The following is a 26,690-nucleotide window of genomic DNA, read 5'->3' as shown; positions in this document are numbered from 1 at the left end:
CCCCGGATCAAAAATCTCCATCCGGATCAGGGTTTCACGCATGAAATATCATTCACCCCGACTGCCTGCTCCTGTATCTTATGGATCAGCTCCTCTGCATCCCGGGTCTGCCCCAGCAGTCCGTATACATTGGAAAACACCACAGCACCCAGAAGGATCTGCTCATAGGATCTATGGTCCAGATAAAACTGGATCTTCTCCATGACCACAGCCATAGTCTCTTTCAGGATACCATAGCTGTCAAGAACAGCCAGCGCCTCATCCGTAGTCCCCGCCTCCAGGATCTCTCTGGCACATTCCAGAGAGCCCCCTGCACGGATGGCACTTGCACAGAGAACCTCCATCCTTCCGTCAGCACAGTGGGAATGGGTATTCATGATCCCGGCGGCAACCTTTACAAACTTACCGATATGAGCCACAAAAAGAATGCCCTTTACGCCCATATCAATAGCCATGTCAATGGTCTCTCCTACATAATTGCTGCACTTGATATTGTTCTCAAAGGGAATGGACATATGCTCCCTGAGATAATCCGCACCGTAATTCCCCGGTGTCACCAGAATATAGTTTTCTCCCTGGCAGAAATGCTGCTTCATCTCCACATGAATGCTTTCGATCAGAGCCTTCTCACTCATGGGCTCTACGATCCCGCTGGTTCCAAGTATGGATATCCCGCCAAGAATGCCAAGACGGGGATTAAAGGTTTTCTTTGCGATCTCCTCCCCCTGAGGGACGGATACGGTAAGCTTCAGACCGCCCTCGTAGTCATATTCCTGGGCCGCCTCTTCGGCTTCCCGCAGGATCATGGCTCTGGGAACCGGATTGATCGCCGCCTCGCCCACGTTCTGGGAAAGTCCCGGCTTGGTGACACGCCCCACACCGATCCCTCCGTCCAGGATGATCTGAGGCCGGGATTTCTCTGTTTTCTGCTGCTGCCCGACCTGTTCTGATGCTGAAATAGAAAACTTCTCTGCTTTTACATAGACCAGGATCCCGTTGGTGGTATCCGGATCATCACCTGCATCCTTCTGTACCGCACAGGAGACATACGTTTCGCCCCGGGTAATATCGTGAAGCTGTAATGTGAGAGTGATCCCCTTTGGAGTATCAAGCTCTACCTCTGAAAGAGACTCTCCCGAAAGCAGCATCCGGACTGCACCCCTGGCTGCCCCGGCTGCACAGGAGCCTGTTGTGTAGCCGTAGCGGAGGCGCTTGTTGTTTTTTATGACATACTGGTCTTCCAGTCCGTTCTTCATATATGCGACGCCCTCCTTTTTAAATTACCTTGTGCTCCAGCCATTTGCGGCTGTGGAAACGCCAGGTGAAAATAATCCCACGAACAGTCCAGTCCGCAAACATTCCGATCCAGACACCCATAGGCCCGAAGCCCAGGACACGGATCAGGAAAACACAGAGACAGAACCTGCACGCCCACATGGTACAGCAGGAGGTGATCATGGAAAACTTCACATCACCGGCTGCACGAAGACCATACCCAGGCACGAACGCCATTGTCCATACCACAGGCTTTACGATGGTGATCCATGTCATCATGTGGATGCACATTTCCGCACTGGTACTCTCCATTCCGCCAAGGATCGTCACTGGTCTGACCAAAGCATACACACTCAGACAGCTTACGATAATAACTGCCTCTGCAATGACGCAGAGTTTTTTTATGTAATAGACCGCCTCATCCTTTCGACCGGCACCAAGACACTGGCCTACGATAGTCATCAGGCCCACACCTACTCCGATGGCTGCGATACCATTCAGGTTCTCAAGGATATTGGTCATTGCCTGAGCTGCGATAGCTGCTGTTCCCAGTGTGGAAACCGTAGACTGGATGGCAAGTTTTCCAAGCTGAAACATGCTGTTCTCAATTCCCGAAGGGATCCCAAGTCCCAGAATACGTCCGATCATGCTCCAGTCCGGACGGATCTTCAGATAATCCTTCACAACGACAGGCTGGCGATCCTTACGCAGCTGCCAGAGAACAACCACTGCACAGAAAATACGGGAAACCAGTGTGGAGATCGCCGCTCCTGCAACACCAAGGTGGAAAACCCAGATCAGAACCGCATTTCCGCCAATGTTCATAATATTGGAGATCATGGAGATCGTCATAGGCCCCCTGGTATTCTCCTGGGCACGAAAGATCGAAGCCGCAGAATCATAAGCCGCAATAAAGGGGAATGACAGTGCCGTGAAAAAGAAATAGGTTTCCGATGCACGCATAACATCCGCATCCACTGCACCGAAGATCAGCCTCAAAAGCGGTTTCTGAAAGATCAGACAGACTGCAGACACCACTACAGAGATCGCTGTGATGATAAAAAGCACCTGCCTGGCAGACATGTTCGCCTTCTCATAATTTCTCTGTCCGATATACTGGGCGCAGACAATGGCGCCTCCCGCTGCCAGCGCCGAAAAAGCCTGGATCAGAAGCACATTGATGGAATCCACCAGCGATACCGCAGAAAGAGCCGCAGATCCCACATTGCTGACCATCATGGTATCTGCGGTTCCCATTATCGAATTCAAAATCTGTTCCAGCACTACCGGCACCAGAAGATTACGGATCATCCGATTGGTAAACATATGCTGCTGTTCCATTGTTACATCCCCCGCCTCACTTATTTATGACCTGACAAAGCAGAAAAAATCGTCTGTATTTTATCAATCACACTTTCTCTGACATTATACCCTTTTCCCGCTCTTTTTCCAATATATTTTCTGTGTTTTTTGTACAAACTGCAAAATGCCGCAGGCGCGAAACCTGCGGCAGTCTTTGTATTTTGTGTTTTTTTATTATACAATTATGTTCCAAAGTCACTCTTTTTCATATTTTTCAATTAAACATTGATGTTCCTTGCTGGTTTTATCATAGTTAATCCCAACAAGCAGGATTTCACCTGTGTAATCCAGAATTGAAGAAGGATATTTTTTATCTTTAATCTGCCTCACGGCAGTCTGGGCATTTTGATTCCACTTCAGCTCTACGATCAACGCCGGATAAGAAGAACAGTACTCTATCTTCGGGATAAACACGAAATCAGCAAATCCACGGCCTGTCGGCAATTCCCGGACAGGTTTAAAATAGTACTGCATTGCACTTAAATATGCAATTGCCAAAACACTGCTCAACGAGTTCTCATTGTTATATTGAATGGAAGACGCATACTCGTTGTGGATTTTTTCAATCTGAGCAGCAACTTCTACTCCATCCATGTCCAACGTAGCATCAAGTAAATGTTCTGAATTTTTCTGGAATTCCAACATCTCATTCCACTGCTTACTTCCAACAGCAGCTGTAAGTTCTTGTCGAATCTCTTCGTTCGGCACGAAGGCAGTCTTTAATTTAGGGTTATATCCAAAATAGCCCAGGTGAATCATGTAGGTTAACACATCATCCTTACTTTTGATGCTTACCGTATCGTTCTTAAAGGTTGCTGTGTTTACTTTAACCTCTGCACCAGAGATCATTTCAATAATAGCTGTTTTCAAACCACCATAATTCATGTTGATCAGCGGAACAATGGCATCATAAGAAGCTGTTTCTGACCAATAGCTCTTAAATTCACCTCGAAGCATCACGCCGACAACTGCTCGTGGATTATAAACCTGATGACCATTCAGCAGATATCCATCATACCAACGCTTTACCTCATCGAAATCCTGATGATATTCTTCTGCCAGTTTCCGCACTTCATTCTCAGTAAAACCAACATACGGCGCGAGACTGCCTGGGCTCAGCATAGAAAACTCATCAAAATTATTCAGAGCTGACTGTGTTTTTTCCTTCTTTATGGGAAGAATACCTGTAAGGTACGCCAGTTGAATATACTTTGTAGGTTCTATTCCTTTGAACATTCCTCGCAGGAAATTTATATAATCTTCCTGTGCTTTTTTATTGGCCGCCTCATCACGAATCAGTACATCCCATTCATCAATGATAACAACAAACTTCTGTCCCACCTTATCTTTGATTCTTGAAAGTGCATCCGGCAAGCCAGATACTTCAAGTGGCAGAACATCCGGATAAACTTCCCGCAATTCATCCAGAACCGCCTCCGTGACATGCTTCACTATATTATCCGCATCATCACAGTTTGCCAGAAACCACTGAATATCGATATGGATCACATCATACTTGTTAAGATGCTTTTTGAAGTCGGCCTCCCTGCTTATCTGCAATCCAGAAAACATCTGCTCAGAATCTGCGCCTTTGCTATAATACGCAGCCAACATATTAGCTGCATAAGATTTTCCGAACCGGCGCGGCCGACTATTGCAGATATAAGCATTTGTTGTATCAAGAACACTGTTTGTGTACTCAATCAGGCCAGTCTTATCCACATATATTCTGGAGTTAAGAGCAACCTGAAATGCACTGTTGTCCGGGTTCACAAATCTTCCCATGCTATTCAGACTCCTTTCTGAAGCTGTTCCTCAAGCACGAGGTTACAACTCACCTGTTTTATTTTGATTTTATCATTTCATAGAGCAAATAACAAGTTGATGACTGCTTTACTTCGTGCAACATATGCAAATCCCACTCGAACAGTACGCTCTTTCCCGGTTCTGTCAACCATTATTTCATTTTGATCTCGCTGTTATACGAACATCTGCTGATCCTTCTTCTGTTGGGGCATTCCTCCAACGCTTCATCGCTCTGTACCTCCGCTGCCGCTCGGCTCCAACACTGATCTTATCTGCCGGTGCTGTACCTGGAAAATACACACCCTTTTTGTACGGAAGATATGAAGTAACAGAGGACCTGGACAGGCCAAGAGCATTTGCAGTTGAAAGGACAGCAGCTTTATGATCCTGTGTTTTTCTGAAATCATCAAAGGTCACCTGCACCTTCTCCGCCATATCCGATACATACACACCGGCCGTGATAAGCAGCTTCCGAACCTTGATCGGATTCAACCCCAGCTCATCTGCAATAGCCTGCAAAGACATCCCCGCTTCATAAAGCACAACAGCCGGATCCATCAGCTCCTTAAGGATCTTCCCGGCATCATACTCCGGCTTTGATTTCCTGCGACCACCTCCGGGCTTTCTTGGTTTATACGCTCTTTTCTCACCCATAGATTACAAAACCAGCTCATACATTTTGAAGGTCATCTCGCCAACCACCTCATAAAAAAGTGTCTTTGTCTGGATATACCGAAAACCCAGTTTCTGATACAGACCTTCCGCTGCTGTATTGTTCTCGATCACATCAAGCCTCAGCGCTTTCTTTCCGGCTTTTCTTTCCGATCCTACAATGTGCTCCATCAAATTCCGGGCCAGACCCTTACCACGCTGCTCCGGATGCACTGCCAGAACATGAACGACCATAACCTCATCCGAATCGATCTGCCACGGCACATCTGCGTAGCCATCCACCTTTTCATCATTAACTATCGCACAGGCCGCAATCTCGCTGCCATCTGCCAGAACATACAGCTCTTCCTTACCAATACTGTTACGTAGCATTTCATCAGAAGGATGGATACCCTTCTTCCAATGTGGAAACGATGGATCACCCTGCTCCTGGTCGATCAGCTCCCAGTACAGAGATTTTATGTTGTCAAAATCCTCTTTTACTCCCTTACGAAATATCATTTGTTCCATCTCCCCTTACTCATGCAGTTCCAGCGGCAGTCCGTCCGGGTCATGAAAAAACGTCATCTTCTTACCGGTAAAATCATCCACACGGATCGGCTCACATTCGATCCCGACCTCCGCCAGCTCTTTCACCGTCTGCTCCACACTCTCCACACAGAAAGCAAGATGACGCAAACCACAAGCCTCCGGACGGCTCACCCGTTTCGGTGGATTTGGTTCTGCAAAAATCTCCAGCTCCGTGTGCTCATCCACACGCAGATCCAGCTTCCAGTCCCTGCGCTCTGAACGATAGTTTTCTCTGATAACGGAGAAGCCAAGCTTGTTTACGTAGAAATCTTTGGCGGCTTCGTAGTTGGATACGATGATTGCGATGTGGTGTATTTTAGATAAATTCATTTTTTGTACTCCTTTTTAGTTTATCTTATTTTCGTTATAAACTATATAGTGGTTTTTAAAATATACCGTGTGTGCTTTAGTTCTGAAGGAGCATGTGTTTCACACACGGTAATTTTACAAGAAATACAGATTATTCTCAATTTTTATTTTGTAAGTGCCTGAACCCCCTGGGGGCACTAATCCTTCGTCCTCTGGATTCCCTGGTCGCATTTGCTTTTTTATAGTCGCTGATTGTCAAGGTAGTTGTCAGTAAAAATATATTTTTTTATTCGTGCAGGTCATCAGATATTGCTCTGTACCTGATCACCATCATTTTGAATGAATAGATTTTTATGAAACAGCCATCTGTTCATCAGCTTTTTCGGATTGTTCGTGTACCCTTTCCGGGTTCAGATATACAATATCCGGAAGACTCCAGTCACGGGTTGCACGTCCATTCCAGCGTTCTGGATGCTCCGCTTTAGCAGCTTCGTATACTTCTTTACGCTTAGACAGGGTAGTACAAATAAAGCTGCAGTTTCTGCAAGAGCCTTTTCTTCGCTGTAATTCTTTTTTAAGTTTTCTACATTCTTTCCCAGAACCCTTGAGTTCGCGGTTAAACCGGGAAAGGCTTCCGAATTTTTACCTCAGGTTGCCGTCACCCCACTTAAGAATTTCACTTGTAACAAGTCTATCATAAATCATATCATTTCCCATGTCATCTATTATCTGCAGCTTACTATAAGCTTCGTCCACATCATTTTTTAATTGCTCAACTGATTCACTACTGAAAGCAAATACACATATCTTATCTAGTATCGCTTTATCAGCCTTACATTGTTCTCCAACTCTTCCATGAAGCAATGCCAATGTACAATCGGGCATTTTTGCGATTTCTTCAAGACCTTGAATTTTTGCAATCGTACCTTCCTTCGCAAAAACATTGACCGTTACACACTTCATATTTTCATTAATTCCTATATGCGAAACATCATGTGTATTTCCACACAATGCATAGAAAATAAATATGTCCAGAAAATTAACAGGACCTCTCTTTTGTGTGTAATAATATTGATGTGCGCCCTCCAAGCGATAACCACACTCGAAAAACACAAAATTCTGATTCTTATCTATGAATCCTGAAAAGAAAATGCACCCATTTTCAATTTTCATTCCTCGAATCATGGCTTCAATATTATCTTTTACTTTCGAATTGTAAGAAGATTGATATTTTTCAGGATACAGCCATGCTGTTTGTACCACTCTAGATCCATCATTATTTTGCGCGTTAACTGTGTCACAAGAGGTGAGTAATGTAAGGTTTCCATTTTCAGCTAAATAATAGAAGTCAACTTTATCCTCATCTTGAATATACTTTTCAATAATGACTCGTTTTTCCACAGAAAGATCATATGCATACTGATATGCTTTTTCGAGTTCTTCAAAACTATGCGCAATACTTATCCCAATCGATCCAGCTCGGTCTGTCGGCTTAACAATTACAGGATATTCATTAACCTCATCAATAGAACTATATTCTTTTACGACCGGAACACCGTACTTTCGGCAACACTCTTTAAATTTAATCTTGTCGCGGGTAATCTCCAACTGTTCATTATTTATATAACATGGAAAGTTTAGCCGCTCACAAAGCTTTATCATATTTTCAACTCGGAATTCGCTATACCCTGCTAATATACCATCTACCCCACTCTCGCGAGATAATTTTTCCAAGGTGTCTATATCAGACCAACTAATATCCCACGCTTCATCAGCTACATTCTTCGCAGGTGCTAATGTATAATCCGTATGATTATCTGTGACAATAACATAAATCCCATATTTTTGGGCGCGCTTAACAAGTGAAATCTCCCCTGCAGTGGCGCCTAAGATAAGCAATTTCTTACCTGTCAAGTTCATCTCTTATCACCTCCACCAAATATTTCATGTCCTCTATTCCGTACCGTTGATCCACTGGAATCGGCAGAATATCTGCCGCATAATGATATTCCAAACTATTTTCTGGACACTCTTCTAACACATTAGGCCACAAAGTCGGTATATAGACTTTTTCTTTCTGCAATTTCTTTCGCACCCTAAAACCATTATGAATCAAAAGCGGATACATAAATGCTCCATTGACACTTTTGAGTTTTAGTATATTTATATCTCGAAATTCTATGTTCAAAAAATCGAAATTTTTCTGTCGTTTTTTTGCCACCATTTCATAGTCAATCCCATGCAGAAGATTATCTGTTAAACGGGACATTTTTTTAACTGATTCCATTGCAAATAATTTGTTATTAGCTATATACTCGCTATAAAATTCATTCGCACTTCGTTCAAAACGTCCCAACAAAAAATGCATTCGTTCAAAAGATTCATCTTGTGGAATCTCCCGCATCATCTTCGTATTAGTATACAAAAATGCGCCATCTGAAACACCAAAATATTTTCGACAGGTATAAATCGTGTCAACATTTTTCGCAGGCATCTGAAAATAACTCTGTGCATTATCAACAATTACATGATTGTATTTCTGTTTCCACTTATTCAAACAATCATTATCAAGCTGACCGTAAAAATTCACTATATAAAGCCATTCGTCCCCACTTAGTATCCGATCAAAAACCGGTTCAAATCTCTCATCGATGTGGTAAAACTCATAATCGACTTTAATCTTCTTGCAAAGATCTGCCACGGAAGAACAAAGAAAATACGGTAAATACAGTTTTTTTACTCTCTTTGCCTCGCAAAGATATGCCAATGCGTTTCTACCACAGTTTAATGCAATAGCTTCCTCATGGAGCATCTTGCCATGACAACATTCAAGTTCTATGTATCCTCCGTATTCTTTCATTTATTTTCTCCTATCTCACTGAAGTTCAACAGTGATTAGCTCATTGACATGTTCCAATATCTTCTTCATCGTGGTTTCATCTGGGAACTTAAAGAATACAATACCCAAACATTTTGCAGCATTATCAAAATATTCCACTTCATCACCTAACTTTTTATACAAGTATTTCCGATAAATATAAGGTTCAATTTCCGGTGAGAACAAAATATCTTTATAGATTCCGTTTTTATTACTATGCAAATTATGAGTAGCATAAAATCCATTTGGCTCATGGATATTGCCTTTAATTGCTGCTCCCATGGCCGCTTTTACAGACATTTCTGCAATATCTACGCCAAACATATCTCCCAGTAAATCGGGAATCATATTTCCACCACTACGGGGGCCAACGTCAATAGGCCAGACACGATTACTCTTATCTACAACAAGCTCAACATTCATAGAACCATTACTGATTCTAAGTTTTTCCACCATTGAAGATAATGTCTCTTTAACATGTTGGATATCCTCATCCTCCAGTTGCAACGGATAGCTTTTGCCTACCGGAACCAACGGATTAACACAATTGTCTCTGTGACAGTTCAGCAACCCCCAAAGAACAATTTTCCCATTCTCAATAAAAACATCGCCACCAATCAAATAAGGATGCTTTTTTTCGATAAAATGCTCAACAATAATTCGATGGCACCGTGAGAAAGAAAAAGCAAAATCCAACGCGTTCTTCAGACCATCCTCTGTTTGCAACACTGTTGCACCTTTACTTCCAGAAGAATCCACTGGTTTAATGATAATTGGAAATTCAAAATTCTCCTTTTCTTTCAATGCATCTTCTGCTGAAGCATACCCTTTAGCTTTTGGAGTAGAAAACCCATTTTCTATAAGAAATTTACGAAATTGATCCTTATTGCATAAGGTTTCAACTGAATGATAAGGGGCTCCCGACAGACCAAGTTTTTCTGCAATATAGGCTGCTGTAGGTGCTGCTGGATCGGAGGCATAGGCTAACACACCATCAACCTGTTCATTTCGAGCCACTTCCAAAACGGCATCTTTGTCAGTCGTACTCACTAGATAAAACTTATCTGCTTCATATTGTCCAGGATTATCTGGAAGATAATCGCAAAGAACCGTATAATATCCGAGTTTTTGAGCAGTTTTAATTGCTACAATCTGTTGTGCAGAACCGCCTAATAATAATATTTTTTTCATTCACTTTACCCCAAAATCACATCACAAATTCTATCAACATCCTTCAAAGACAAATCTGCATACAACGGAAGAGTTAAAACACGCAATGCTATATGCTGAGCAATAGGTGTTTTTTCAGCTCCTGCAGTTGGGTAATTACGGTAACATTCAAAACTGTTTGTTAACGGATAAAAATACTTCCGCGCGCCGATGCCAACCTCTACTAACTTCTCAAAGATCTCATTTCTGGTATACTTATACCCATCAAACACTACAGGAAAATAAGCATAGTTGCTTTCAACATCTTTCTGAATTATAGACAACTTAATTCCTTCTACGCCCTCAAGACGGCTTCTATAGTGTTCTACAACATGCTTTCTTTTTTCAATTTCTTCATCAAGATGTTTCAGGTTACAGATACCCATTGCAGCCTGGAATTCATTCATCTTTGCATTGGCACCAACAAACTGAACTGACTCAGGGCCATGGATACCAAAATTTTTCATATCATTCAAAAGCTGAATCCAAGAGTCATCTTTAAAGCAAACGCATCCACCCTCAATGGTATTAAATACCTTGGTAGCGTGGAAACTAAACATAGATGCATCACCAAAGCAAGCTGAAGATTCTCCCTTATACTTTACCGCAAAAGCATGTGCAGCATCATAGATAACTTTCAGTCCATACTTTTTTGAAATTCGATTGATTTCTTCCACATCACACATATTTCCATAAACATGCACTGGAACAATTGCAACTGTATTATCTGTAATCAGATTTTCAAGTTTTTGAGTATCGATTGTATAATCATCTTCTTTGATGTCACAGAAAACAGGAACTAGTCCATTTCTCACAATAGCGTGCGTGGTAGAAGCAAATGTAAATGGAGTTGTAATAACTTCACCTCCCTTTGGCAGATTCAATGCAGCAATTGCATTTTCTAATGCCAAATGACCGTTTGTGTATAGAACAACATGAGAAATACCTAGATAGTTTTCCAGTTCTTTTTGCAATTCCTTATGTTTTACTCCCATATTAGTTAACCAATGGCTATTCCAAATTTCTTTGATTTCTTCACAATACTCTTCAAAAGAAGGCATAGATGACCTTGTAACTAAGATATTTGACATAATTTTTACCTCTTTTCATCAAGACAATAAAACTATTTGTTAGCTTCATTTTTTGTGTATAAGTGTCTTTGAAATTTCCAGCAAATATTCAAACGAATCCAAATGTAATAGCTTAGAACCAAATATGTAGATAAGAGCACCTGTAGGTACTTTGATCAGTAATGTTAAAGCGCTGGAAAATTCAAAAAAATTAATAAACGAAATAGCAATCCCCATAACTACCGCTAAAGTAACGGATGGAAAAATATCTATCATTTGTTCTTTGAAACTATAATTTAAAAGTTGTCTGTTTGGCCACGAATTTATGATCATACTTGTTATCATACTTACTAATAAGCTATAAGCCATTGCCATAACACCAAACCACATTGTAGATAAGAGTAAAATCATACCCACAATCTTTTTTGCAATTTCTAGTTTTAAAAACAAATCACTTCTCCCCATTGCTTTAATCGCATTAAGATTAGCCGTATGGATTGGATAGAACATATAGGTGATGCAAAAAATCTGTAAAAATGGAACGCATGGTAACCATTTTTCTGTTAAAACTAAATCTACAACTGATGTTGCGCAAAATGCCAGTCCCATCATAAGAGGTGCCATTATATATGTACTAATCTTAATGGCCCTCCTCGTCATATTTTTTACTCGTTCTCTATCATCTTGTTGTTTGGCCAATGTTGGAAGAAGAACACTGTCTATAGAAGTATTAATATTATTCACAATAACACTTGGTAATTTATCTCCTTGATTATAAAAAGCTAAATCTGCGGATGAATACATTTTTCCAATAACCAAGCTACGAATATTTGTATATACCGTGTCTAATAAAGCTGAAACAAGTATCTTCCAACCAAATGAAAGTAATTTTTTAAGCCGTTTCCATGAAAACAATTTTTTTGGACGCCATTTAACTGTAATCCACAATATAAAGGTATCAATTGTAGTATTTGACAACTGTTGTGCGACAATTGCCCATACTCCGGCACCAGCATAAGCCAAATAAATTCCTAAAATAGCCGAAAAAATAGTACCCCCTAATGTAGAATAAAAAAACTTCTTAAAGAGCATGTTTTTTGATACATAGGATTGCTGAATTCCTTTTACGCCAGAAATAATAATCGTTAGACTGATTACTCGAACAATAGGTGTAAGTGAAATATCCTCATAAAATTTTGCAATAAAAGGTGCGACAAAAAACATCCCGGCATATAGAACTAAACATACAATGAAGTTAAAATAAAATACAGATGAAAAGTCTAAATCATCTGAATCCTTTTTTTGAATTAAAGCAGTACCCAACCCACTATCCACAAACACTTGTAAAATTGTAGTGAACACAGTAATTAAAGCTATTTTCCCGTAATCTTCGGGAGCTAAAAGGCGTGCTAAAACAATAGAAACAACAAAGGTTATTAATTGTGCTCCACATCTCTCTGCAAATCGCCACACCATATTTGAAAAAACACTATTTTTAGTATTCATATATTTTTTACCAATTTGCTCAAAAACTAATTCTTATTATTTTTACATATAATCAAATATATTCTCTACATGTTGCTTCAGAATTAATTTGAAAAATCCCCTTCACTTTTACATTTTCCTAAGAACTTAATGTGTTCGAAACCTTTATATATTATTTTTCTTCTTATAAATGACATATAGCGGTGATAATCTCCATTTGACAAATAGCTTAATTTTATCTATAAATGTATAATATTTTTTATAAAATTCAGTTTTAACTATTTGATCATATTTTTTAAATCTTACATAATGTGATATTATTTCTCGTTCTTTCAATAATTTTATATATGAAGTATATTTAAAATTTGTGTAATTATTATACAAATCAAAAAAAGTATTCATCTCTTCTACTAACTTTATACTTTTATTATAGTTATATAACTGTCCACCAAAAGAATTTGAATTGTTTACTCTATACACACACATCAAATCATCAATATATAATGCGGGGCCTTTATCAATCAAAAACATTCGTCTACTCCTGTCTCCTACAGGACACGGTAAGTCATAAACTGGATACTGATTTATATACTCTGTTCTCATTAACATTGAACAAGTTGCCGGCATCCCACCTGGCTCAATCAATACTTCTTCTATTGATAAAACTCCGGATTTTTTATACGGATGTCGTTTTTTCATTTTCCCAGTCTTATCATTTAATTCATAATTAGCATGTACACAAAATGAAGCTGACGGATTTTTCTCCATTAAGTCTACTTGTTTTTGCAGTTTATTATCATCACACCAATAATCATCCCCTTCACACAATGCAACATATTTACTTTTTGTTTCCATTATTACTTTTTGTGAAAAATAAGGAATTATATTCTTGCTATACTGATTTTCTTTTTCATAAATAATATTAAAATATCCAGGATATTTACGTTCATATTCATGTAGAATATTTGCTGTATTATCTGTCGAAGCATCGTCTCTTATTATGTATTCAACTGGAAATGTGGTTTTTTGTTTCAAAAAACCATTTAATGTTTTTTCTATATATTTTTCGTGATTGTATGTCAGACATATTACCGTAACTAAATATTTCATATTATGATCTCCATTTTAACTAAATATTTCATATTATGATCTCCATTTATTGAAAGAAAAGTTTAAAAGGATATGTTCCATGTGTTTGTAATACAACAAATAAAATAAACCAATTCATAAAAACTATTGTAAATGTAATCAAAATTCTTAATGAAATTTGTATAATGTTATCGTAATTAAGGACATTTCCATAGACATATTATTTCCTCATACTTATATTGGTTTAAAAAGAGAAGCAAAATGGAAGCGTTCCATGCCAGCCTAAAATCATATACCCACAAAACCAATATCCTAATATAGCCATAAACATACAAGCTGTATCTCTATGAACTACTCCAAACTTGACATTATTTTCTTGAAATTTCGAGTAGGACATTGGCAGCCAAACAATAAAGAAATATTCCATATACCAAGTAATTCGGACAGCATAACTCGTATGAAAAAAAACAAACAATACTGTATAAACTACAACAGACACCAGAAGAATGATATTAGCCGAGTTATACAAATTTGATTTTCTCTTACTGTACTTGCAACAGAAAAGAGGAATTAAATACAATATCCATCTAAAAATGAGCTCAATATAATTACTTTTAGTCAGCAAAAAATAATAGCTATTTTGATTCTGTCCTCCAATGAATATATTAATATATGTAATAAATCGTCTTGGAAGTATATTTACATCATTAATCGCCCACATCAAAATATTCTGCCAACCTTGCGAAGCAACAACTAAGAGTGTACATAAAATCGCAAATACTAATATTCTTAATTGCCTGCTCTGAATTCTATAAAACCATACTCCAAATAAAATAATTACAATTCCAATAAATGCAGTGTTATGAAACGATTGCGCTAAGAAAATCAATATGATGAATTTTAACCATTTCCTTTCGACTAACTCAAAGTAAGCAAGCAAAAGTAACGCAGCAGCAATTGACTGCCGCATAAAATTGAAGGAAGCAATATAAAATATCATATAATAGACAAGTACTGTCACCCACATAGGACAGTTCTTTCTATTCTTAATAGCAATAATATATATTGGGCATATAATTAAAGCCTCTGTAAAAAAAAGTACCGCAGTGAAATCTTTAAAAATTTTTGCGATGCAAAACACAAACACTTCATATCCTTTTTCTGCAGAGCCTTGTAGTAAAAAAGCCTGTAAATTACTTGAATTGAGTGCTCCCAGATAATACGGTTTTGCATATTGAAGAACATCCGTTCCTACTTTTTCTCCCCTAAACGCTGCAAATAAACACGGAATTATAAGTGCAAGTAAGGAAAGAAAAATAAACTTTCCTCTACTTTTAGTCTTATCAGCTTGATTCACAAAATAGAGTGATACTATAAACATCAGGCTGTATATAGCTACCCTCCCTATCAGTGCTGCCATTTCATTTATCATATCAATCATCCATTTCTAGCTATACTAAATTAAGGTTTAATAGTTGCACCAAGCCTTCCTTTTTTCCCATCTTGGTACCCCTTGAACAGCATCTTCATTACTTCCAACTTATTGCAGCTACATATCATACAACAGTACATTCTTTTAATTAAAAACAGTATTGCATCCTTCTTTTTCCCAAATTGTAAAAAAGAGAACGTATAATTTCTTACGGAATAATACTCTTTCCAAGCTGGTTCAATGTATACATACATTTCTTTTCCAAAGACTTTTTTCTTCTTATATCCCCCCAGCTTCGGATGAAAATACATTGAATCTACAATAGTAGCCACAAAAGCCCCTGCGCTCTGCGCTCTTCTTAAATAATCATTTTCATCTCCCTTAATGAAAAAGTCTCCATTAGGAACGCCAATTTTTTCAACTAGCCCACTAGAAATCCATGTTCCATTGAAGGGATTAATCATACCAACAACTTCATTTTCTGTAACAACAGAATTTAGTTCAGTTATTCTTTCTATATGTCCAAGTCCAAACGACAGTGTGTCATTATCACTCAGTACCAGAGAATTCAGAAGATACATTTTCTGTGAATCATATCCCTTTTTAACAATATGCTTCTTCATATTTTCAAAGCAATTTTTATCCATAGGACGTCCATCGTCGTCCATTAAAATGTACCAATCATATTTATCCTCAAAAGCTCGCTGCAATCCGTAAGAAAATCCACCGGCACCGCCACAATTACTTTTTGTTTTACAATACTTTATTACCGTCCCCTCATATTCTTTTACAAGCGATCGAGTTCCATCAGTACTACAATTATCAATCACATAATATGCATCAATCTTCAACTCTTGATTATGCAAAATTTCTATTATTTGTTTTTCAAGCAATTCTTTTCTATTATATGTCACTACTACAGCACAAATTTTCATATTATCTTAATAAGCTCAATCTTAAATGATTGACTTTCCTTTCAAAAAACTATCTACTATTTTATTAAATTTAAAACGGCTGTTGTGGTGCCGAATCCTAAATAACTTAATAAACATGCTCCCCTAACTCGAATTGAGGCAGATTTATCTCTTATGACATCATTTCTAACTTGTTTTATATTACTAACAATTAATTTCTTTTCCGGTATATTCTCTTTAATCTGCGCCAATATGTGGAAGTTAGCGGCTACATATCTACTCTTCGCAGCTTGCAACAATTCAGGATAATTAATCGTTATATCATCCAGCATCATCTGCGCAGTTTTTATGCAATCCATTTTTTTGATAGTAAATTTTTGATTTTCTATACTTTCTTTCCGAATCTGATATCGATATAACTTCCGCGTTGTGAAAGCTACTTTTGGGCATCTAAGCAACGCCTTATAGGTTGTAGGAATATCTTCGTGAATTAACCCATCAGGAAAAGAAATACCAATCAAAGTATCCTTATGGTACATTTTCCCCCATGCTGCAACATCAAAATCCTTTTGGTATAGCATATTCTTTATGGCGTCTGCCGCATCAAAGCACCGTTCGCTTATTTCTACATGACCACTGTTAAACGCCCCACCTTTTTCAAATGTGGAATTCTTGCAAATTGCAACTTGAGCATTATATTTATTAATTATCCTCAACATTTCTTCAACAAAATCATGTTCCAAAATGTCATCACTATCAACAAACGTAACATAATCACCTGTCATAATGCCCATTCCAGCATTTCGAGCTTGTGATAACCCCCCATTAATTTTATGAATAACCTTTATTCGGACATCATTTCTTGCAAATTCATCGCACATTTGTCCGCATTTATCTGGAGAACCGTCATCAACAAGAATAATCTCTAGATTTCTATAGGTCTGATTGCAAATACTCAGTACGCAATCAGACAAATCTTTTTCAACTTTGTATATAGGAACAATGACAGAAACTAAATAATTCATATTTTTTATCATCAGTATTTACCTGCCATAACGCCGTTATAGAATTCCACATATTTTTTCTTCATGGTATCTGTGTTATAAATCTCAAGGACATCCTGATAGGCTCTTTCAGGAAGTTCTTTAGGAAATTCCTTCATGGCCGCCTTTATATGTTCAGCATACTCCTCTGCTTTATCACACACATAGCCATTAACGCCATCATTGATAACACTCTTATTTCCCATTGTACTGCTGACGAGAATCAACTTTTTGATGTACATATTCTCAATAAGGCTCATTGCAATTGCTTCGCCAAGACTACACAAAATAAAAGCATCAGCACCTTTAGCCATTGCCAAAGCTTCCTTTCGAGGTTTCCATCCTGTAACTTCAATATTGGTGGCAGTCAACTCATTTTCAAGTTCACCATTGCCAATCCAAACAAATCTAGCATCTGGCACCAATTCAGCGATTCTGTTAAAAAGCTGTGGTTGTTTCTGGACGCAGGCTCGGCCAAGTGTAAATACTGTGAACTTATCATTTTTTACTGGCTTTATAACGTCAAGGGATGCTGAAAGATCTGCAAGGTTCACACCAGTCTCAACATATGCTGTTCTCTTGGAAAATTTCTTTGCCTCTTCGTCTTCACTTTCACAACAAGTAAGTGTAAGTGCTCGATTTCCAAGAACCTTTTCTGCAAACTTATAGACTTTGCTCTTCTTCCCCGGACCCATAAGAATATGTGCATATCCATGAGGTGTATACACAACAGTATTATTTTTTCCGTTATATGCAAGTCTACCTAAACCACCTGCAACCGAAGAATGCAGGTGAATCACATCTGGCTGAACATCTTTTTCAATTTGACGTAATTCCTTGATTGCCGCAACATCACTTTTTATATTTGCCAATCCCTTTACGCCAACATTTTTCATTTCAATCAAATGCACTCTCTGGTCCAGAAAATCTTTGTAATTCTTAGGGGTCTGAGGTCTGAGAGAATATGCAAGATAGACATCAAAATCATCCACCATATCGTTGCAGAGCTGAGATACGTAAGTGAATACGCCACCTCCAAAAGCTTCACAGACCATTAAAATCTTTTTCTTTGTCATTTTTACTCTCCCAGTTCCTTCTCACATTTATCCAATACAGCTGCAATTACCTGATCCATATCATAGTACTTATACTCGCCAAGACGACCGCCAAAGATTACATTGTGTTCTGCATCTGCCAGTTTTTTATACTCAGAATAAAGCAAGCTATTCTTAGCATCATTAACCGGATAATACGGCTCATCTCCCGGTTTCCACTCACTGCTATACTCACGGCTGATGATTGTTTTGGGCAGATCATTTTCATTTTCATCTTTACCAAATTCAAACCATTTGTGTTCAATGATACGAGTCCACGGAGTTTCACGGTCGGTATAGTTCACTGCTGCGTTGCCCTGGAAATTAGGCTTGTCCAATGTTTCCGTTTCAAAGCGAACCGAACGATATTCCAGCGTACCCAGCTTATAATCAAAGTAAGCATCAATCGGTCCAGTGTACACAACCTTGTCAGCCAATGCATCCAACTCAGTCTTATTCTCCAAATAGTCTGTGTTCAAACGAACCTCAATGCCGTCTAGCAAGTTAGAAATCATCTTGGTATAACCACCAACAGGAATACCCTGATAAAGTGCATTGAAGTAGTTGTTATCAAAAGTCAGACGAACCGGAAGACGCTTGATAATAAAAGTCGGCAACTCCTTACAATCGCGACCCCACTGCTTTTCAGTATAGCCCTTGATAAGTTTCTCATAGATATCGCGACCAACAAGAGAAATGGCCTGCTCTTCAAGATTCTGCGGCTCGCCAGTAATCTCCTTGCGCTGTTCCTCAATCTTGGCGACAGCCTCTTCCGGTGTCACGACACCCCACATCTTGTTGAAGGTATACATATTGAAAGGCAACGAATATAATTCACCCTTATAATTAGCCACCGGCGAGTTTGTAAAACGATTAAATTCCGCAAACTGTGTAATGTAGTTCCAGACTTGTTTGTTGTTAGTATGGAAAATGTGAGCACCATACTTATGGACATTGATGCCCTCAATATTCTCGGTGTAAATGTTGCCGGCAATATTCGGGCGCTTGTCTACTACCAAAACAGACTTGCCATGTGCTTTAACTTCATGTGCAAAAATCGACCCGTAAAGGCCAGAACCTACTACTAAATAATCAAATTTTTCCATAATGAATTCCTCCACCCCTCATCGGGCATATCCTCTAATTTTCTATGTACACATCCATATGGATGGTCTTTCTCTCTAATTTCCGCTGTGTGATAACCACACTCGGCTAAATGTTTTCTTATGCTGTCGTATCCAATTACCCCAGCAATCAATACTTTTCTCGATATTTCGTCTATTTTCCAACATATCTTTATCCAGACAGGTTCACTCAATAAAATCAGTTGCACCTTTCACTACTTTTCACTGGCGCATATTTATTCGCCACACTCTTTTCTCTCTACATCAAAGTGTTAATCTGTTGAGTAGACCCGTTTTTCTGCACCCATTTCCCAAATTTTCCTATCCTACCGTTTTTGTAACAATCATACAAACAATCCCATCACTCTTATTGCAACCTGCACAATGAATTATTCATTTTTTATGATATCTACGCGACAAAATATTAGTAATTTCCGTCCGTTACTCAACGCCACGCAGATAAATGCAGTTATCAGTATTAACGTCCTACTGCACAAAACATGATTTTCAGAGTAAAATACAGCGCATATTTATGCAAAAGCGCTTATATTTGTATGTATATTTAACTCCACCATAGACCATCAGACCTCAACTGATTTTGTTGAGTAGACATTTTTTATCCTCTATATATTGAACCCAGTTCCAACCCCGATTTCAGCAATTTCACCTTCTTATAACTTCGAATACACCCCGGCCTCCCAAAAAGGGCACAGTTCTTCGGCGACGCCTGCGTTGGGCCGCCTGGCGGTATTCAACCGGAAAGGAGGCGTCACTGGCGCTTCCTCTCTTGCTGATTGCTCAGCATTTATATATAAGAGGCATTTCTGCCGCTTATTAACTTGATTTGTTGTTTTTCCGGAAGCTTTCCTGGCATTTGCGGCCCAGGTTTCGGGCGCCGTTTAGGAAGCGGTTGACCTGATGGCCATTCTGGCAGATGAATACACTGCCTTGTTTTTTTCCGGTGGCTCCGCAGATGGAACATTGCTTTTCTGTTCCGTCGGCGCGCAGCTCAAGTACCAGGATTCCTTCTGCCCAGGCTTTGTATTTCAGATAATTCCGGATGCGGATACTTAAGTGAAGGGGCGAATAATTGCCGCTTCTGTACATGGATATCCTGGAAAAATCTTCATCATACTCCGGCAGTACCAGTATCCCGGTCTGATTTTCTTTGCAAAAATCCATAATCTCCTTGCTGACCTGATGTGCGTAATGTTCATTCAGGTGCTTGAGATGCATGTAATATTTCCTGTTTGGCTGACTGACGTTGTCTTTATCGGTAAATGCCCTGGATGCTTCTACTTTTTTCAGCAAAGCTTTGCAATGATGTCGGTATGCATTTCCGCCTCTGCAGTTTTTTACAGCCAGCTGCCTGGATCCTTCATCCAGAACTGTGCATACTGCAAAGCTGTCCGTATTGGTAAAGCGGACGCTGCATACTCTGGCGCCTTCCTGCATTCGTTCCTTTGCTGTCCGGGCATCGGAGTTTTCCTGCTTGACAGGGACATGGAACATGAGCCATTTTTCCTCATGGACCAGTGTAGGGGAAAGGATCGCTGCTTCCTTGGGGAAGGGGCGTCCTGTAAGTCCGCAGAGTACCCAGATCCATTTCTTTCCGTTCCAGAGCTTCAGCACTACGGAGGTGTCTGTCAGGTCTTTGTACATTCCCTTGAAAAAGGTGATGTTGGCATCGATCTTTTCGGGGAAGCTTTCTGCGCTTGCTGCGGTCTTTACTGCCATTGCAGCTTTGTTCATGGCAGATCTCCGAAAGTAAACGGGGAGCTTTCCGCCTGGCGGGATGTACTTTGGTTCTCTTCCGTCTCTTCCGGGAACAGTGAGTTTTTCCAGATGTCCCTGGATGGTCAGCAGATTTTCGGCCCAGAGCTCTTCGCTTTCTTTCAGGAGCTCATAGTAAAAAGCTACGGCTTCCCGATACAGGGCTTCGGTTGTTTCGATCATCTGCTTTTCTGGACAAAAGAGCCGCATTTTCCATGTTTTGATACTGTATCCTGTTTTCATGGCATCTCTTTCTGCTGTCAGGTATCGCTTAATATCTTCATTAGCGAAAAAGAGCTTGAAACACTGTTAAATGCTGCTTTTTTCGGCACAGTTGACCACGATTTTGACCACTAATAATTGAAAAGAAAAAAGAAAAAAGCTTGAAAAGTATTGATTTTACGCGGATTTACGCAAGAAAAAAGTGACCACTTTTTGTGACCACTAATGTTAGATTTCGATGATTATCAGACTGTTTATTCACTTTTTGATAGAAAATGACTGCATATGATGCTTAAAAAACGACATTATTAGCATGCTTCATGTCTTTGGCACGCCTTGACAAAGGAAAATATCAATGGTATCCTTACATATGGCTGTAAAATATATCTTTTTTGGTCTGTGACTAATGAAGATAATAAGCGACACAAATCCCATAATCCACGAGCTGTCCAAGTATATTTTCTCTTGTACCAGCTCTTTTTTTATGTCTAATCGACATTTCCATTCCCAAATGCTATACTATACCCGCAGGCCGCGCGATCTGGCTTTTGGCCTGCTAAATTTCAGAAAAGGATTTTTTTCTATGGAGAGAATTATTACCTATACGATCTCAACCGGGGAGTCCGGGGAAAATGTTCTTGGGTTTCTTCGGAAGAAGGGTTTTTCCAAACATATATTGACTACTATGAAGCGGGCGGAACAGGCGATCCTGCTGAACGAGCAGCCGGCTTTTGGCAGAACGGTCCTGAGGGAGGGGGATGTTCTCCGGATCTTTGTTCCGGAGGAGGCCGGGGACGGATCGGAGCCTTCCATTATTCCGGTGCCGCTGCCTTTGGATATCCTGTATGAGGATGAGGATATCCTTGTGCTGAACAAGCCTGCTGATATGCCTGTGCATCCCTCTGCCGGGAACTACGAGAATACGCTTGCCAACGGTGTTGCCTGGTATTATAAGCAGCAGAGGAAGGCTTTTGTCTACCGCTGCATCAACCGACTGGACAGGGATACCACCGGGGTGCTGGTGCTGGCTAAGAACCCTCTGAGCGGGGCTCTTCTCTCTGCCCAGATGAAGCAGCGCCAGATTCGACGTACCTATCTTGCACTTACTGACGGGATCCCGCCGGAAAGGGGGACGATTTCCGCTCCTGTTGCGAGAATGGATGCTTCTGTGATCACAAGGGAGGTTAATTTTGAGCGTGGGGAGGCTGCCGTGACTCATTTTGAGCGTCTTGCAGTCAGCAATGGATATGCTCTTGTGGAGCTGCATCTGGATACGGGGCGGACTCATCAGATCCGGGTGCATATGAAGTATATCGGCTGTCCGCTGCCGGGGGATTTTCTGTATCATCCGGTTTTTGACCGGATCGGACGCCAGGCCCTGCATTCCTTCCAATTGGAATTTGCCCACCCCATCACCGGGGAGCCTATGTGTTTCCTGGCACCTGTGCCTGAGGATTTCCGCAGAGCATTTGCGCAGTAAAAAAATCAGCTGTCCGGTAGGTGTTTCTTGCACCGGCAGCTGATTTTTTTGTTTTTATTTATTTTTTTTGTAGATCACAAGGAGTCCCTTGAGCAGAAGGTCCTCATCCAGAATGATTTCTTTCTTACAGTGAGAAATGATCTTTTTTGCAAGACCGCCGGTTGCGATCACGGTTGTTTTCTCACCAAGCTCTTCTTCCACCCGGTCAATGATCCCGTCGATGGCTGCTGCGTTGCTGTAGAGCACGCCGCTTTTCATGCATTCGATGGTATTGCGCCCGATCACATGCTTCGGGGCATCGATGCTGATCCCGCTGAGCTGGGATGCTCTGGCTGTCAGTGCATCCAGGGATATTCCGATGCCAGGAAGGATCATTCCGCCAATGTATTGCTTTTTGCTGTTGACAACCGAAACTGTAGTGGCGGTTCCCATATCGATCACAATAAACGGAACCGGATATTCATTTAATCCTGCCACAGCGTCTGCCACAAGATCCGCGCCCAGCTGTCCGGGGTTGTCCATCATGATGTTCAGACCTGTTTTTACTCCTGGTCCCAGGACCATGACTTCTTTTTTGAGGATCTTTTCTGCTGCCAGCTTGGCAATGTTGGTGATCTGCGGGACTACAGATGAAATGATACAGCCTTCTATGTCTGCCTTTTTGATGTGGTAGATTTCCAGTAAGGTTTTCAGGTCTACGGCATATTCCAGTTCTGTTTTTGTTCTTACGGTAGCAAGTCTCTCGATGAAGTATGTTTTTTGATCATCGATGCAGCCCACGACTATGTTGGTATTTCCAATATCAATTGCTAATATCATAATTTTATTTTCCCTGTCTTTATGCTTTTGTCTTCTCACGGCTGATCTGTGCGGATGGGATCAGATGTGCCTTGGAAAGTGCAGCTCCCACTGCTCCTGTGATCACTGTTGAGGAAATCATTTCGCATACTGCGTTGATCCCTACCATGAGACAGCAGCCGATGATGATGTTATGACCGCCCATCAGATTTTTTACATAATCGGTATTTCCGAACAGTCCTACAAGTGCTGCCATGAAGAACAGTGTATTCAGGAATGCGGAAAAGAATCCGGTTACTGCACATGCCACATAAGTATTGCTGACCTTTCGCATGCCTTTAAAAATATATCCGAGGCAGATACCGTCCAGAAGACGTGGGATGAAGCGCTGGATAAAGGCAAATACCGGATTGATACCGAAAAGCACAACTCCCATTGCGCTGGATCCGCCTACTCCTATGCACTGGAGAAAGCTGGTCAGGCCGAAGATCGCACCTGCCACGGCTCCTCCTACGGGTCCGAGGACGACTGCACTGATGGCTACCGGGATCACGTTAAAGGAAATGGCCAGTGGCCCGATGTTCAGATATCCCAGTGGTGTGTAGGCCATCAGCAGAAGGATCGCTGCCATCAGGCCGAGTAATGTAAGCTGTGCTGTTGTAAATCTGTTGTTTTTCATTTCTTCTCCTCCTTGTTACCGTTCCGCTCTATGAATATTTCCGGAAATACAGCATTTTCCGGCGTTTTCTGCGGATACAATACGGTGATGGAAAGCGGTGATCTTTTTGTTCCGCTTTTCGTTGTTAAAACCGGTTCCCTGACCGGTTCTGTAGCTATGCTTCTGCCTTTGTGGTAAGCAGAAGGATCTTATCCAGGATCTTTAACGCTGCATCCTCCTTGCTCATAAGCGGGAGTGACACTTCTTCGTCCTGTGTGATAAGAGTCAGGACGTTGGTATCTCCCTGGAATCCGGCGCCTTCTACCTTCAGGTTGTTGGCTGCCACCATATCCAGGTTTTTCTTCTCAAGCTTGGCTCTGGAATTACGGAGCATGTCTCTGGTCTCCATGGAAAATCCGCAGAGGAACTGGCCCTGCTTTTTGTGCTGGCCCAGATATTTCAGAATGTCGTCTGTCCTCTCGAGCTCTATGGAAGCCTGATCGTCTTTTTTCTTAACCTTGTCTTCGCTGACCTGCTTCGGACGGTAGTCTGCCACTGCGGCAGCCTTGATGATGATATCCTGTTCATCACTTAAACCGGTGACTGCCTCGAACATATCTCTGGCGGATGTCACAGGTACGACCTTCACAAAAAGGGGCGGCTCAATGGCAGTAGGTCCGCTTACCAGCGTAACCTCCGCTCCTCTGAGCATGGCCATTTTTGCAATGGCGTATCCCATCTTTCCGGATGAATGGTTGGTGAGACAGCGGACCGGGTCGATGGCCTCCTGGGTAGGTCCTGCCGTTACTAGGAGCTTTTTGCCGGCAAGGTCTTTCTGGAAGGCGGCTTCCTTCAGGATATATTCCAGAAGGGTTTCCGGCTCCGGCATTTTTCCGGCTCCGGTGTCCCCGCATGCCAGGTAGCCACTGGCCGGTGTGATCACCTCATATCCGTAGGTTTGCAGCTTCCGGATATTGTCCTGCACCACGGGATTCTCATACATGGCGGTATTCATGGCTGGTGCAAGGATCTTCTGACATCTGCAGGCCATTACCGTAGTAGTGAGCATATCGTCCGCAAGGCCGTTGGCCAGCTTTCCGATCACGTTTGCACTGGCCGGTGCGATCATCACAACATCTGCCTTCTTGGCAATGGATACGTGTTCTACCTGGAACTGAAAGTTCCGGTCAAAGGTATCCACCAGACATTTATTCCCGGTCAGTGTTTCAAATGTGATCGGATTGATAAAGTTCGTTGCATTCTCTGTCATCAGTACATGGACATCTGCATGAAGCTTATGTAATGCACTTGCCAGATATGCGATCTTGTATGCAGCAATACTTCCTGTGATGCCAAGAAGCACTGTTTTCCCTTTCAGCATCCTTCTCCCTCCTATCAGTCAACCATACGGATACTCTCGATCACCGGCTGCTGATCCTTTGCAATAGTTCCGTTGCCGTCTGTCGGCTTGGCATCCTTGCAGATCTGATCTACAATGTCCATCCCGGAGGTCACGTGTCCGAATGCAGCATAGTCGCCATCCAGATGTGTGGAATCGGACTGTACGATAAAGAACTGAGAGCTTGCGCTGTCCGGATCTGTGCTGCGGGCCATGGAAATGGTTCCTCTTACATGAGAAATATCGTTCTTCACTCCATTGCTGGAAAATTCGCCCTTGATGGTATCCTCTGCTCCGCCGGTTCCGTCTCCGTTTGGATCTCCGCCCTGGATCATAAATCCGTCAATGATCCGGTGGAAGGTCAGACCGTCATAAAAATTGTCCTGTACCAGCTTTACAAAATTTGTGACTGTGATGGGTGCGGTGTCTGCATCCAGCTCTACATCGATCTCGCCATAATCCTTTACGGTGATGGCAGCATGATGGGTTCCTGTCAGCTGCTGGCTGGTATCGATCACAGTTGTTCCTGCCATTTGTGCATCCTCGGAACCATCGGAAAATTCTCCGTCTGCGCTGTCTGTATCCTCTGTACTGTCTGCAGAAGCTTCGGTTTCATGTGAAGTGTCCTCTGCATCACCGGAAGCCTCCTGATCATCGGCGCTTTCTTCATGGTCTGAAAAGCCTGCCGCCTCAGCCTCCTCCTCGGATACTGCATTGGCTGCTGTCTCTTCATCTACGCCTGTCTGTCCTTCTGAGGTTTCTTCCTCCAGAGATTCTTCCTTCTGGTCTGCTTTGTCAGAAGTACTGTCTGTACTTCCGCAGCCGGAAAGCATTCCTGCGGTAAGAGCTGTCGCAAATAATACGGCTAAAACCTTACGTTTCATATTTATAAGTCCTCCTTATCAGATCCCGAAAACGCCTGTTCCGGCATTTTCAGGTGAGCTTTTCACTCTCCCCCTGTAAGCTTTTCTCAGTTTAACATCATCTTTTCATAAAGTCAACTTTGCACGGAACCAGGTGCAGGATTC

23 protein-coding genes are annotated in these 26,690 nt (G+C 41.2%); 1 reads left to right on the top strand and 22 read right to left on the bottom strand.

The window, feature by feature from the left end; translation table 11 throughout:
- Positions 1 to 26: 26 nt before the first annotated feature.
- The 18 genes from cbiD to BN3261_RS05105 all read right to left on the bottom strand — a co-directional run bounded on the left by cbiD (position 27) and on the right by BN3261_RS05105 (position 21,348).
- Positions 27 to 1,256, bottom strand: coding sequence for a cobalt-precorrin-5B (C(1))-methyltransferase CbiD (gene cbiD, locus BN3261_RS05190; RefSeq protein WP_059085636.1), 1,230 nt, complete (start codon positions 1,254 to 1,256; stop codon positions 27 to 29).
- A gap of 19 nt (positions 1,257 to 1,275) precedes the next feature.
- On the bottom strand, positions 1,276 to 2,616 hold the full coding sequence (locus BN3261_RS05185) for an MATE family efflux transporter (protein ID WP_059085635.1): 1,341 nt from the start codon (positions 2,614 to 2,616) through the stop codon (positions 1,276 to 1,278).
- 216 nt (positions 2,617 to 2,832) lie between these two features.
- Complete coding sequence (locus BN3261_RS05180) at positions 2,833 to 4,422, bottom strand: AAA family ATPase (protein WP_059085634.1); 1,590 nt, start codon at positions 4,420 to 4,422, stop codon at positions 2,833 to 2,835.
- Between the two features lie 177 nt (positions 4,423 to 4,599).
- The gene (locus BN3261_RS05175) at positions 4,600 to 5,097 is read right to left on the bottom strand and encodes a hypothetical protein (protein ID WP_059085633.1); all 498 of its coding nucleotides are present in this window, start codon (positions 5,095 to 5,097) and stop codon (positions 4,600 to 4,602) included.
- A 3-nt stretch (positions 5,098 to 5,100) separates the two neighbouring features.
- Complete coding sequence (locus tag BN3261_RS05170; RefSeq protein WP_059085632.1) at positions 5,101 to 5,616, bottom strand: GNAT family N-acetyltransferase; 516 nt, start codon at positions 5,614 to 5,616, stop codon at positions 5,101 to 5,103.
- Between the two features lie 15 nt (positions 5,617 to 5,631).
- Complete coding sequence (locus BN3261_RS05165; protein ID WP_059085631.1) at positions 5,632 to 6,015, bottom strand: SMU1112c/YaeR family gloxylase I-like metalloprotein; 384 nt, start codon at positions 6,013 to 6,015, stop codon at positions 5,632 to 5,634.
- A 621-nt stretch (positions 6,016 to 6,636) separates the two neighbouring features.
- A complete protein-coding gene (locus tag BN3261_RS05160; protein WP_059085630.1) occupies positions 6,637 to 7,914 on the bottom strand; it encodes an ATP-grasp domain-containing protein in 1,278 nt (425 codons plus the stop codon).
- Positions 7,898 to 8,854, bottom strand: a complete 957-nt coding sequence (locus BN3261_RS05155) for a hypothetical protein (protein ID WP_059085629.1) — start codon at positions 8,852 to 8,854, stop codon at positions 7,898 to 7,900. The genes BN3261_RS05160 and BN3261_RS05155 overlap by 17 nt, the downstream gene beginning before the upstream one ends.
- A gap of 15 nt (positions 8,855 to 8,869) precedes the next feature.
- On the bottom strand, positions 8,870 to 10,063 hold the full coding sequence (locus BN3261_RS05150; protein WP_059085628.1) for an ATP-binding protein: 1,194 nt from the start codon (positions 10,061 to 10,063) through the stop codon (positions 8,870 to 8,872).
- 5 nt (positions 10,064 to 10,068) lie between these two features.
- A complete protein-coding gene (locus tag BN3261_RS05145; protein ID WP_059085627.1) occupies positions 10,069 to 11,172 on the bottom strand; it encodes a DegT/DnrJ/EryC1/StrS family aminotransferase in 1,104 nt (367 codons plus the stop codon).
- Between the two features lie 45 nt (positions 11,173 to 11,217).
- Positions 11,218 to 12,657: a lipopolysaccharide biosynthesis protein gene (locus tag BN3261_RS05140; RefSeq protein WP_059085626.1), complete on the bottom strand. Its 1,440-nt coding sequence runs from the start codon at positions 12,655 to 12,657 to the stop codon at positions 11,218 to 11,220.
- Positions 12,658 to 12,801: 144 nt separating this feature from the next.
- Positions 12,802 to 13,746, bottom strand: a complete 945-nt coding sequence (locus BN3261_RS05135) for a glycosyltransferase (protein WP_059085625.1) — start codon at positions 13,744 to 13,746, stop codon at positions 12,802 to 12,804.
- A 223-nt stretch (positions 13,747 to 13,969) separates the two neighbouring features.
- Entirely contained in the window at positions 13,970 to 15,157 is a 1,188-nt protein-coding gene (locus BN3261_RS05130) for an EpsG family protein (RefSeq protein WP_059085624.1), read from the bottom strand.
- 29 nt (positions 15,158 to 15,186) lie between these two features.
- Positions 15,187 to 16,092, bottom strand: coding sequence for a glycosyltransferase (locus BN3261_RS05125; RefSeq protein ID WP_059085623.1), 906 nt, complete (start codon positions 16,090 to 16,092; stop codon positions 15,187 to 15,189).
- A 56-nt stretch (positions 16,093 to 16,148) separates the two neighbouring features.
- Positions 16,149 to 17,108: a glycosyltransferase gene (locus BN3261_RS05120; RefSeq protein WP_059085622.1), complete on the bottom strand. Its 960-nt coding sequence runs from the start codon at positions 17,106 to 17,108 to the stop codon at positions 16,149 to 16,151.
- A complete protein-coding gene (locus tag BN3261_RS05115; RefSeq protein WP_059085621.1) occupies positions 17,108 to 18,190 on the bottom strand; it encodes a glycosyltransferase in 1,083 nt (360 codons plus the stop codon). The genes BN3261_RS05120 and BN3261_RS05115 overlap by 1 nt, the downstream gene beginning before the upstream one ends.
- A 2-nt stretch (positions 18,191 to 18,192) precedes the next feature.
- Positions 18,193 to 19,314: a UDP-galactopyranose mutase gene (glf, locus tag BN3261_RS05110; protein ID WP_059085620.1), complete on the bottom strand. Its 1,122-nt coding sequence runs from the start codon at positions 19,312 to 19,314 to the stop codon at positions 18,193 to 18,195.
- A gap of 852 nt (positions 19,315 to 20,166) precedes the next feature.
- Positions 20,167 to 21,348, bottom strand: a complete 1,182-nt coding sequence (locus BN3261_RS05105; RefSeq protein ID WP_059085619.1) for a zinc ribbon domain-containing protein — start codon at positions 21,346 to 21,348, stop codon at positions 20,167 to 20,169.
- Between the two features lie 562 nt (positions 21,349 to 21,910).
- On the opposite strand from BN3261_RS05105, the gene BN3261_RS05100 reads away from it, so the two are divergent.
- Positions 21,911 to 22,807, top strand: coding sequence for an RluA family pseudouridine synthase (locus BN3261_RS05100; RefSeq protein ID WP_059085618.1), 897 nt, complete (start codon positions 21,911 to 21,913; stop codon positions 22,805 to 22,807).
- Positions 22,808 to 22,861: 54 nt separating this feature from the next.
- On the opposite strand, the gene BN3261_RS05095 is transcribed toward BN3261_RS05100, so the two are convergent.
- The 4 genes from BN3261_RS05095 to BN3261_RS05080 form a co-directional block, all read right to left on the bottom strand.
- Entirely contained in the window at positions 22,862 to 23,626 is a 765-nt protein-coding gene (locus BN3261_RS05095; RefSeq protein ID WP_021651710.1) for a type III pantothenate kinase, read from the bottom strand.
- Between the two features lie 19 nt (positions 23,627 to 23,645).
- Positions 23,646 to 24,284: an ECF transporter S component gene (locus tag BN3261_RS05090; protein WP_059085617.1), complete on the bottom strand. Its 639-nt coding sequence runs from the start codon at positions 24,282 to 24,284 to the stop codon at positions 23,646 to 23,648.
- A gap of 154 nt (positions 24,285 to 24,438) precedes the next feature.
- Positions 24,439 to 25,644 (bottom strand): bifunctional phosphopantothenoylcysteine decarboxylase/phosphopantothenate--cysteine ligase CoaBC, encoded by a 1,206-nt coding sequence (gene coaBC / locus BN3261_RS05085; protein WP_021651707.1) that lies wholly within the window; start codon positions 25,642 to 25,644, stop codon positions 24,439 to 24,441.
- Positions 25,645 to 25,658: 14 nt separating this feature from the next.
- Complete coding sequence (locus BN3261_RS05080; RefSeq protein ID WP_059085616.1) at positions 25,659 to 26,546, bottom strand: peptidylprolyl isomerase; 888 nt, start codon at positions 26,544 to 26,546, stop codon at positions 25,659 to 25,661.
- Positions 26,547 to 26,690 lie beyond the last annotated feature (144 nt).

Origin of the sequence: Blautia massiliensis (ex Durand et al. 2017) (genome assembly GCF_001487165.1) — a bacterium.
Lineage (GTDB): Bacteria > Bacillota > Clostridia > Lachnospirales > Lachnospiraceae > Blautia_A > Blautia_A fusiformis.
Note: the sequence above shows the minus strand (reverse complement) of the source record. Positions and strands in the feature narration are given on the sequence as shown.

What these genes read in the sequence shown, in the direction of transcription:
- BN3261_RS05175 (WP_059085633.1), bottom strand. Translation starts at nt 5,097, where the DNA reads ATGGGTGAGAAAAGAGCGTATAAACCAAGAAAGCCCGGAGGTGGTCGC.
- BN3261_RS05080 (WP_059085616.1), bottom strand. Translation starts at nt 26,546, where the DNA reads ATGAAACGTAAGGTTTTAGCCGTATTATTTGCGACAGCTCTTACCGCA.
- glf (WP_059085620.1), bottom strand. Translation starts at nt 19,314, where the DNA reads ATGGAAAAATTTGATTATTTAGTAGTAGGTTCTGGCCTTTACGGGTCG.
- BN3261_RS05140 (WP_059085626.1), bottom strand. Translation starts at nt 12,657, where the DNA reads ATGAATACTAAAAATAGTGTTTTTTCAAATATGGTGTGGCGATTTGCA.
- BN3261_RS05120 (WP_059085622.1), bottom strand. Translation starts at nt 17,108, where the DNA reads ATGATAAAAAATATGAATTATTTAGTTTCTGTCATTGTTCCTATATAC.
- BN3261_RS05155 (WP_059085629.1), bottom strand. Translation starts at nt 8,854, where the DNA reads ATGAAAGAATACGGAGGATACATAGAACTTGAATGTTGTCATGGCAAG.
- BN3261_RS05160 (WP_059085630.1), bottom strand. Translation starts at nt 7,914, where the DNA reads ATGAACTTGACAGGTAAGAAATTGCTTATCTTAGGCGCCACTGCAGGG.
- coaBC (WP_021651707.1), bottom strand. Translation starts at nt 25,644, where the DNA reads ATGCTGAAAGGGAAAACAGTGCTTCTTGGCATCACAGGAAGTATTGCT.
- BN3261_RS05135 (WP_059085625.1), bottom strand. Translation starts at nt 13,746, where the DNA reads ATGAAATATTTAGTTACGGTAATATGTCTGACATACAATCACGAAAAA.
- BN3261_RS05100 (WP_059085618.1), top strand. Translation starts at nt 21,911, where the DNA reads ATGGAGAGAATTATTACCTATACGATCTCAACCGGGGAGTCCGGGGAA.
- BN3261_RS05170 (WP_059085632.1), bottom strand. Translation starts at nt 5,616, where the DNA reads ATGATATTTCGTAAGGGAGTAAAAGAGGATTTTGACAACATAAAATCT.
- BN3261_RS05095 (WP_021651710.1), bottom strand. Translation starts at nt 23,626, where the DNA reads ATGATATTAGCAATTGATATTGGAAATACCAACATAGTCGTGGGCTGC.
- BN3261_RS05090 (WP_059085617.1), bottom strand. Translation starts at nt 24,284, where the DNA reads ATGAAAAACAACAGATTTACAACAGCACAGCTTACATTACTCGGCCTG.
- BN3261_RS05180 (WP_059085634.1), bottom strand. Translation starts at nt 4,422, where the DNA reads ATGGGAAGATTTGTGAACCCGGACAACAGTGCATTTCAGGTTGCTCTT.
- BN3261_RS05165 (WP_059085631.1), bottom strand. Translation starts at nt 6,015, where the DNA reads ATGAATTTATCTAAAATACACCACATCGCAATCATCGTATCCAACTAC.
- BN3261_RS05105 (WP_059085619.1), bottom strand. Translation starts at nt 21,348, where the DNA reads ATGAAAACAGGATACAGTATCAAAACATGGAAAATGCGGCTCTTTTGT.
- BN3261_RS05145 (WP_059085627.1), bottom strand. Translation starts at nt 11,172, where the DNA reads ATGTCAAATATCTTAGTTACAAGGTCATCTATGCCTTCTTTTGAAGAG.
- BN3261_RS05185 (WP_059085635.1), bottom strand. Translation starts at nt 2,616, where the DNA reads ATGGAACAGCAGCATATGTTTACCAATCGGATGATCCGTAATCTTCTG.
- BN3261_RS05115 (WP_059085621.1), bottom strand. Translation starts at nt 18,190, where the DNA reads ATGACAAAGAAAAAGATTTTAATGGTCTGTGAAGCTTTTGGAGGTGGC.
- BN3261_RS05125 (WP_059085623.1), bottom strand. Translation starts at nt 16,092, where the DNA reads ATGAAAATTTGTGCTGTAGTAGTGACATATAATAGAAAAGAATTGCTT.
- BN3261_RS05130 (WP_059085624.1), bottom strand. Translation starts at nt 15,157, where the DNA reads ATGATAAATGAAATGGCAGCACTGATAGGGAGGGTAGCTATATACAGC.
- cbiD (WP_059085636.1), bottom strand. Translation starts at nt 1,256, where the DNA reads ATGAAGAACGGACTGGAAGACCAGTATGTCATAAAAAACAACAAGCGC.
- BN3261_RS05150 (WP_059085628.1), bottom strand. Translation starts at nt 10,063, where the DNA reads ATGAAAAAAATATTATTATTAGGCGGTTCTGCACAACAGATTGTAGCA.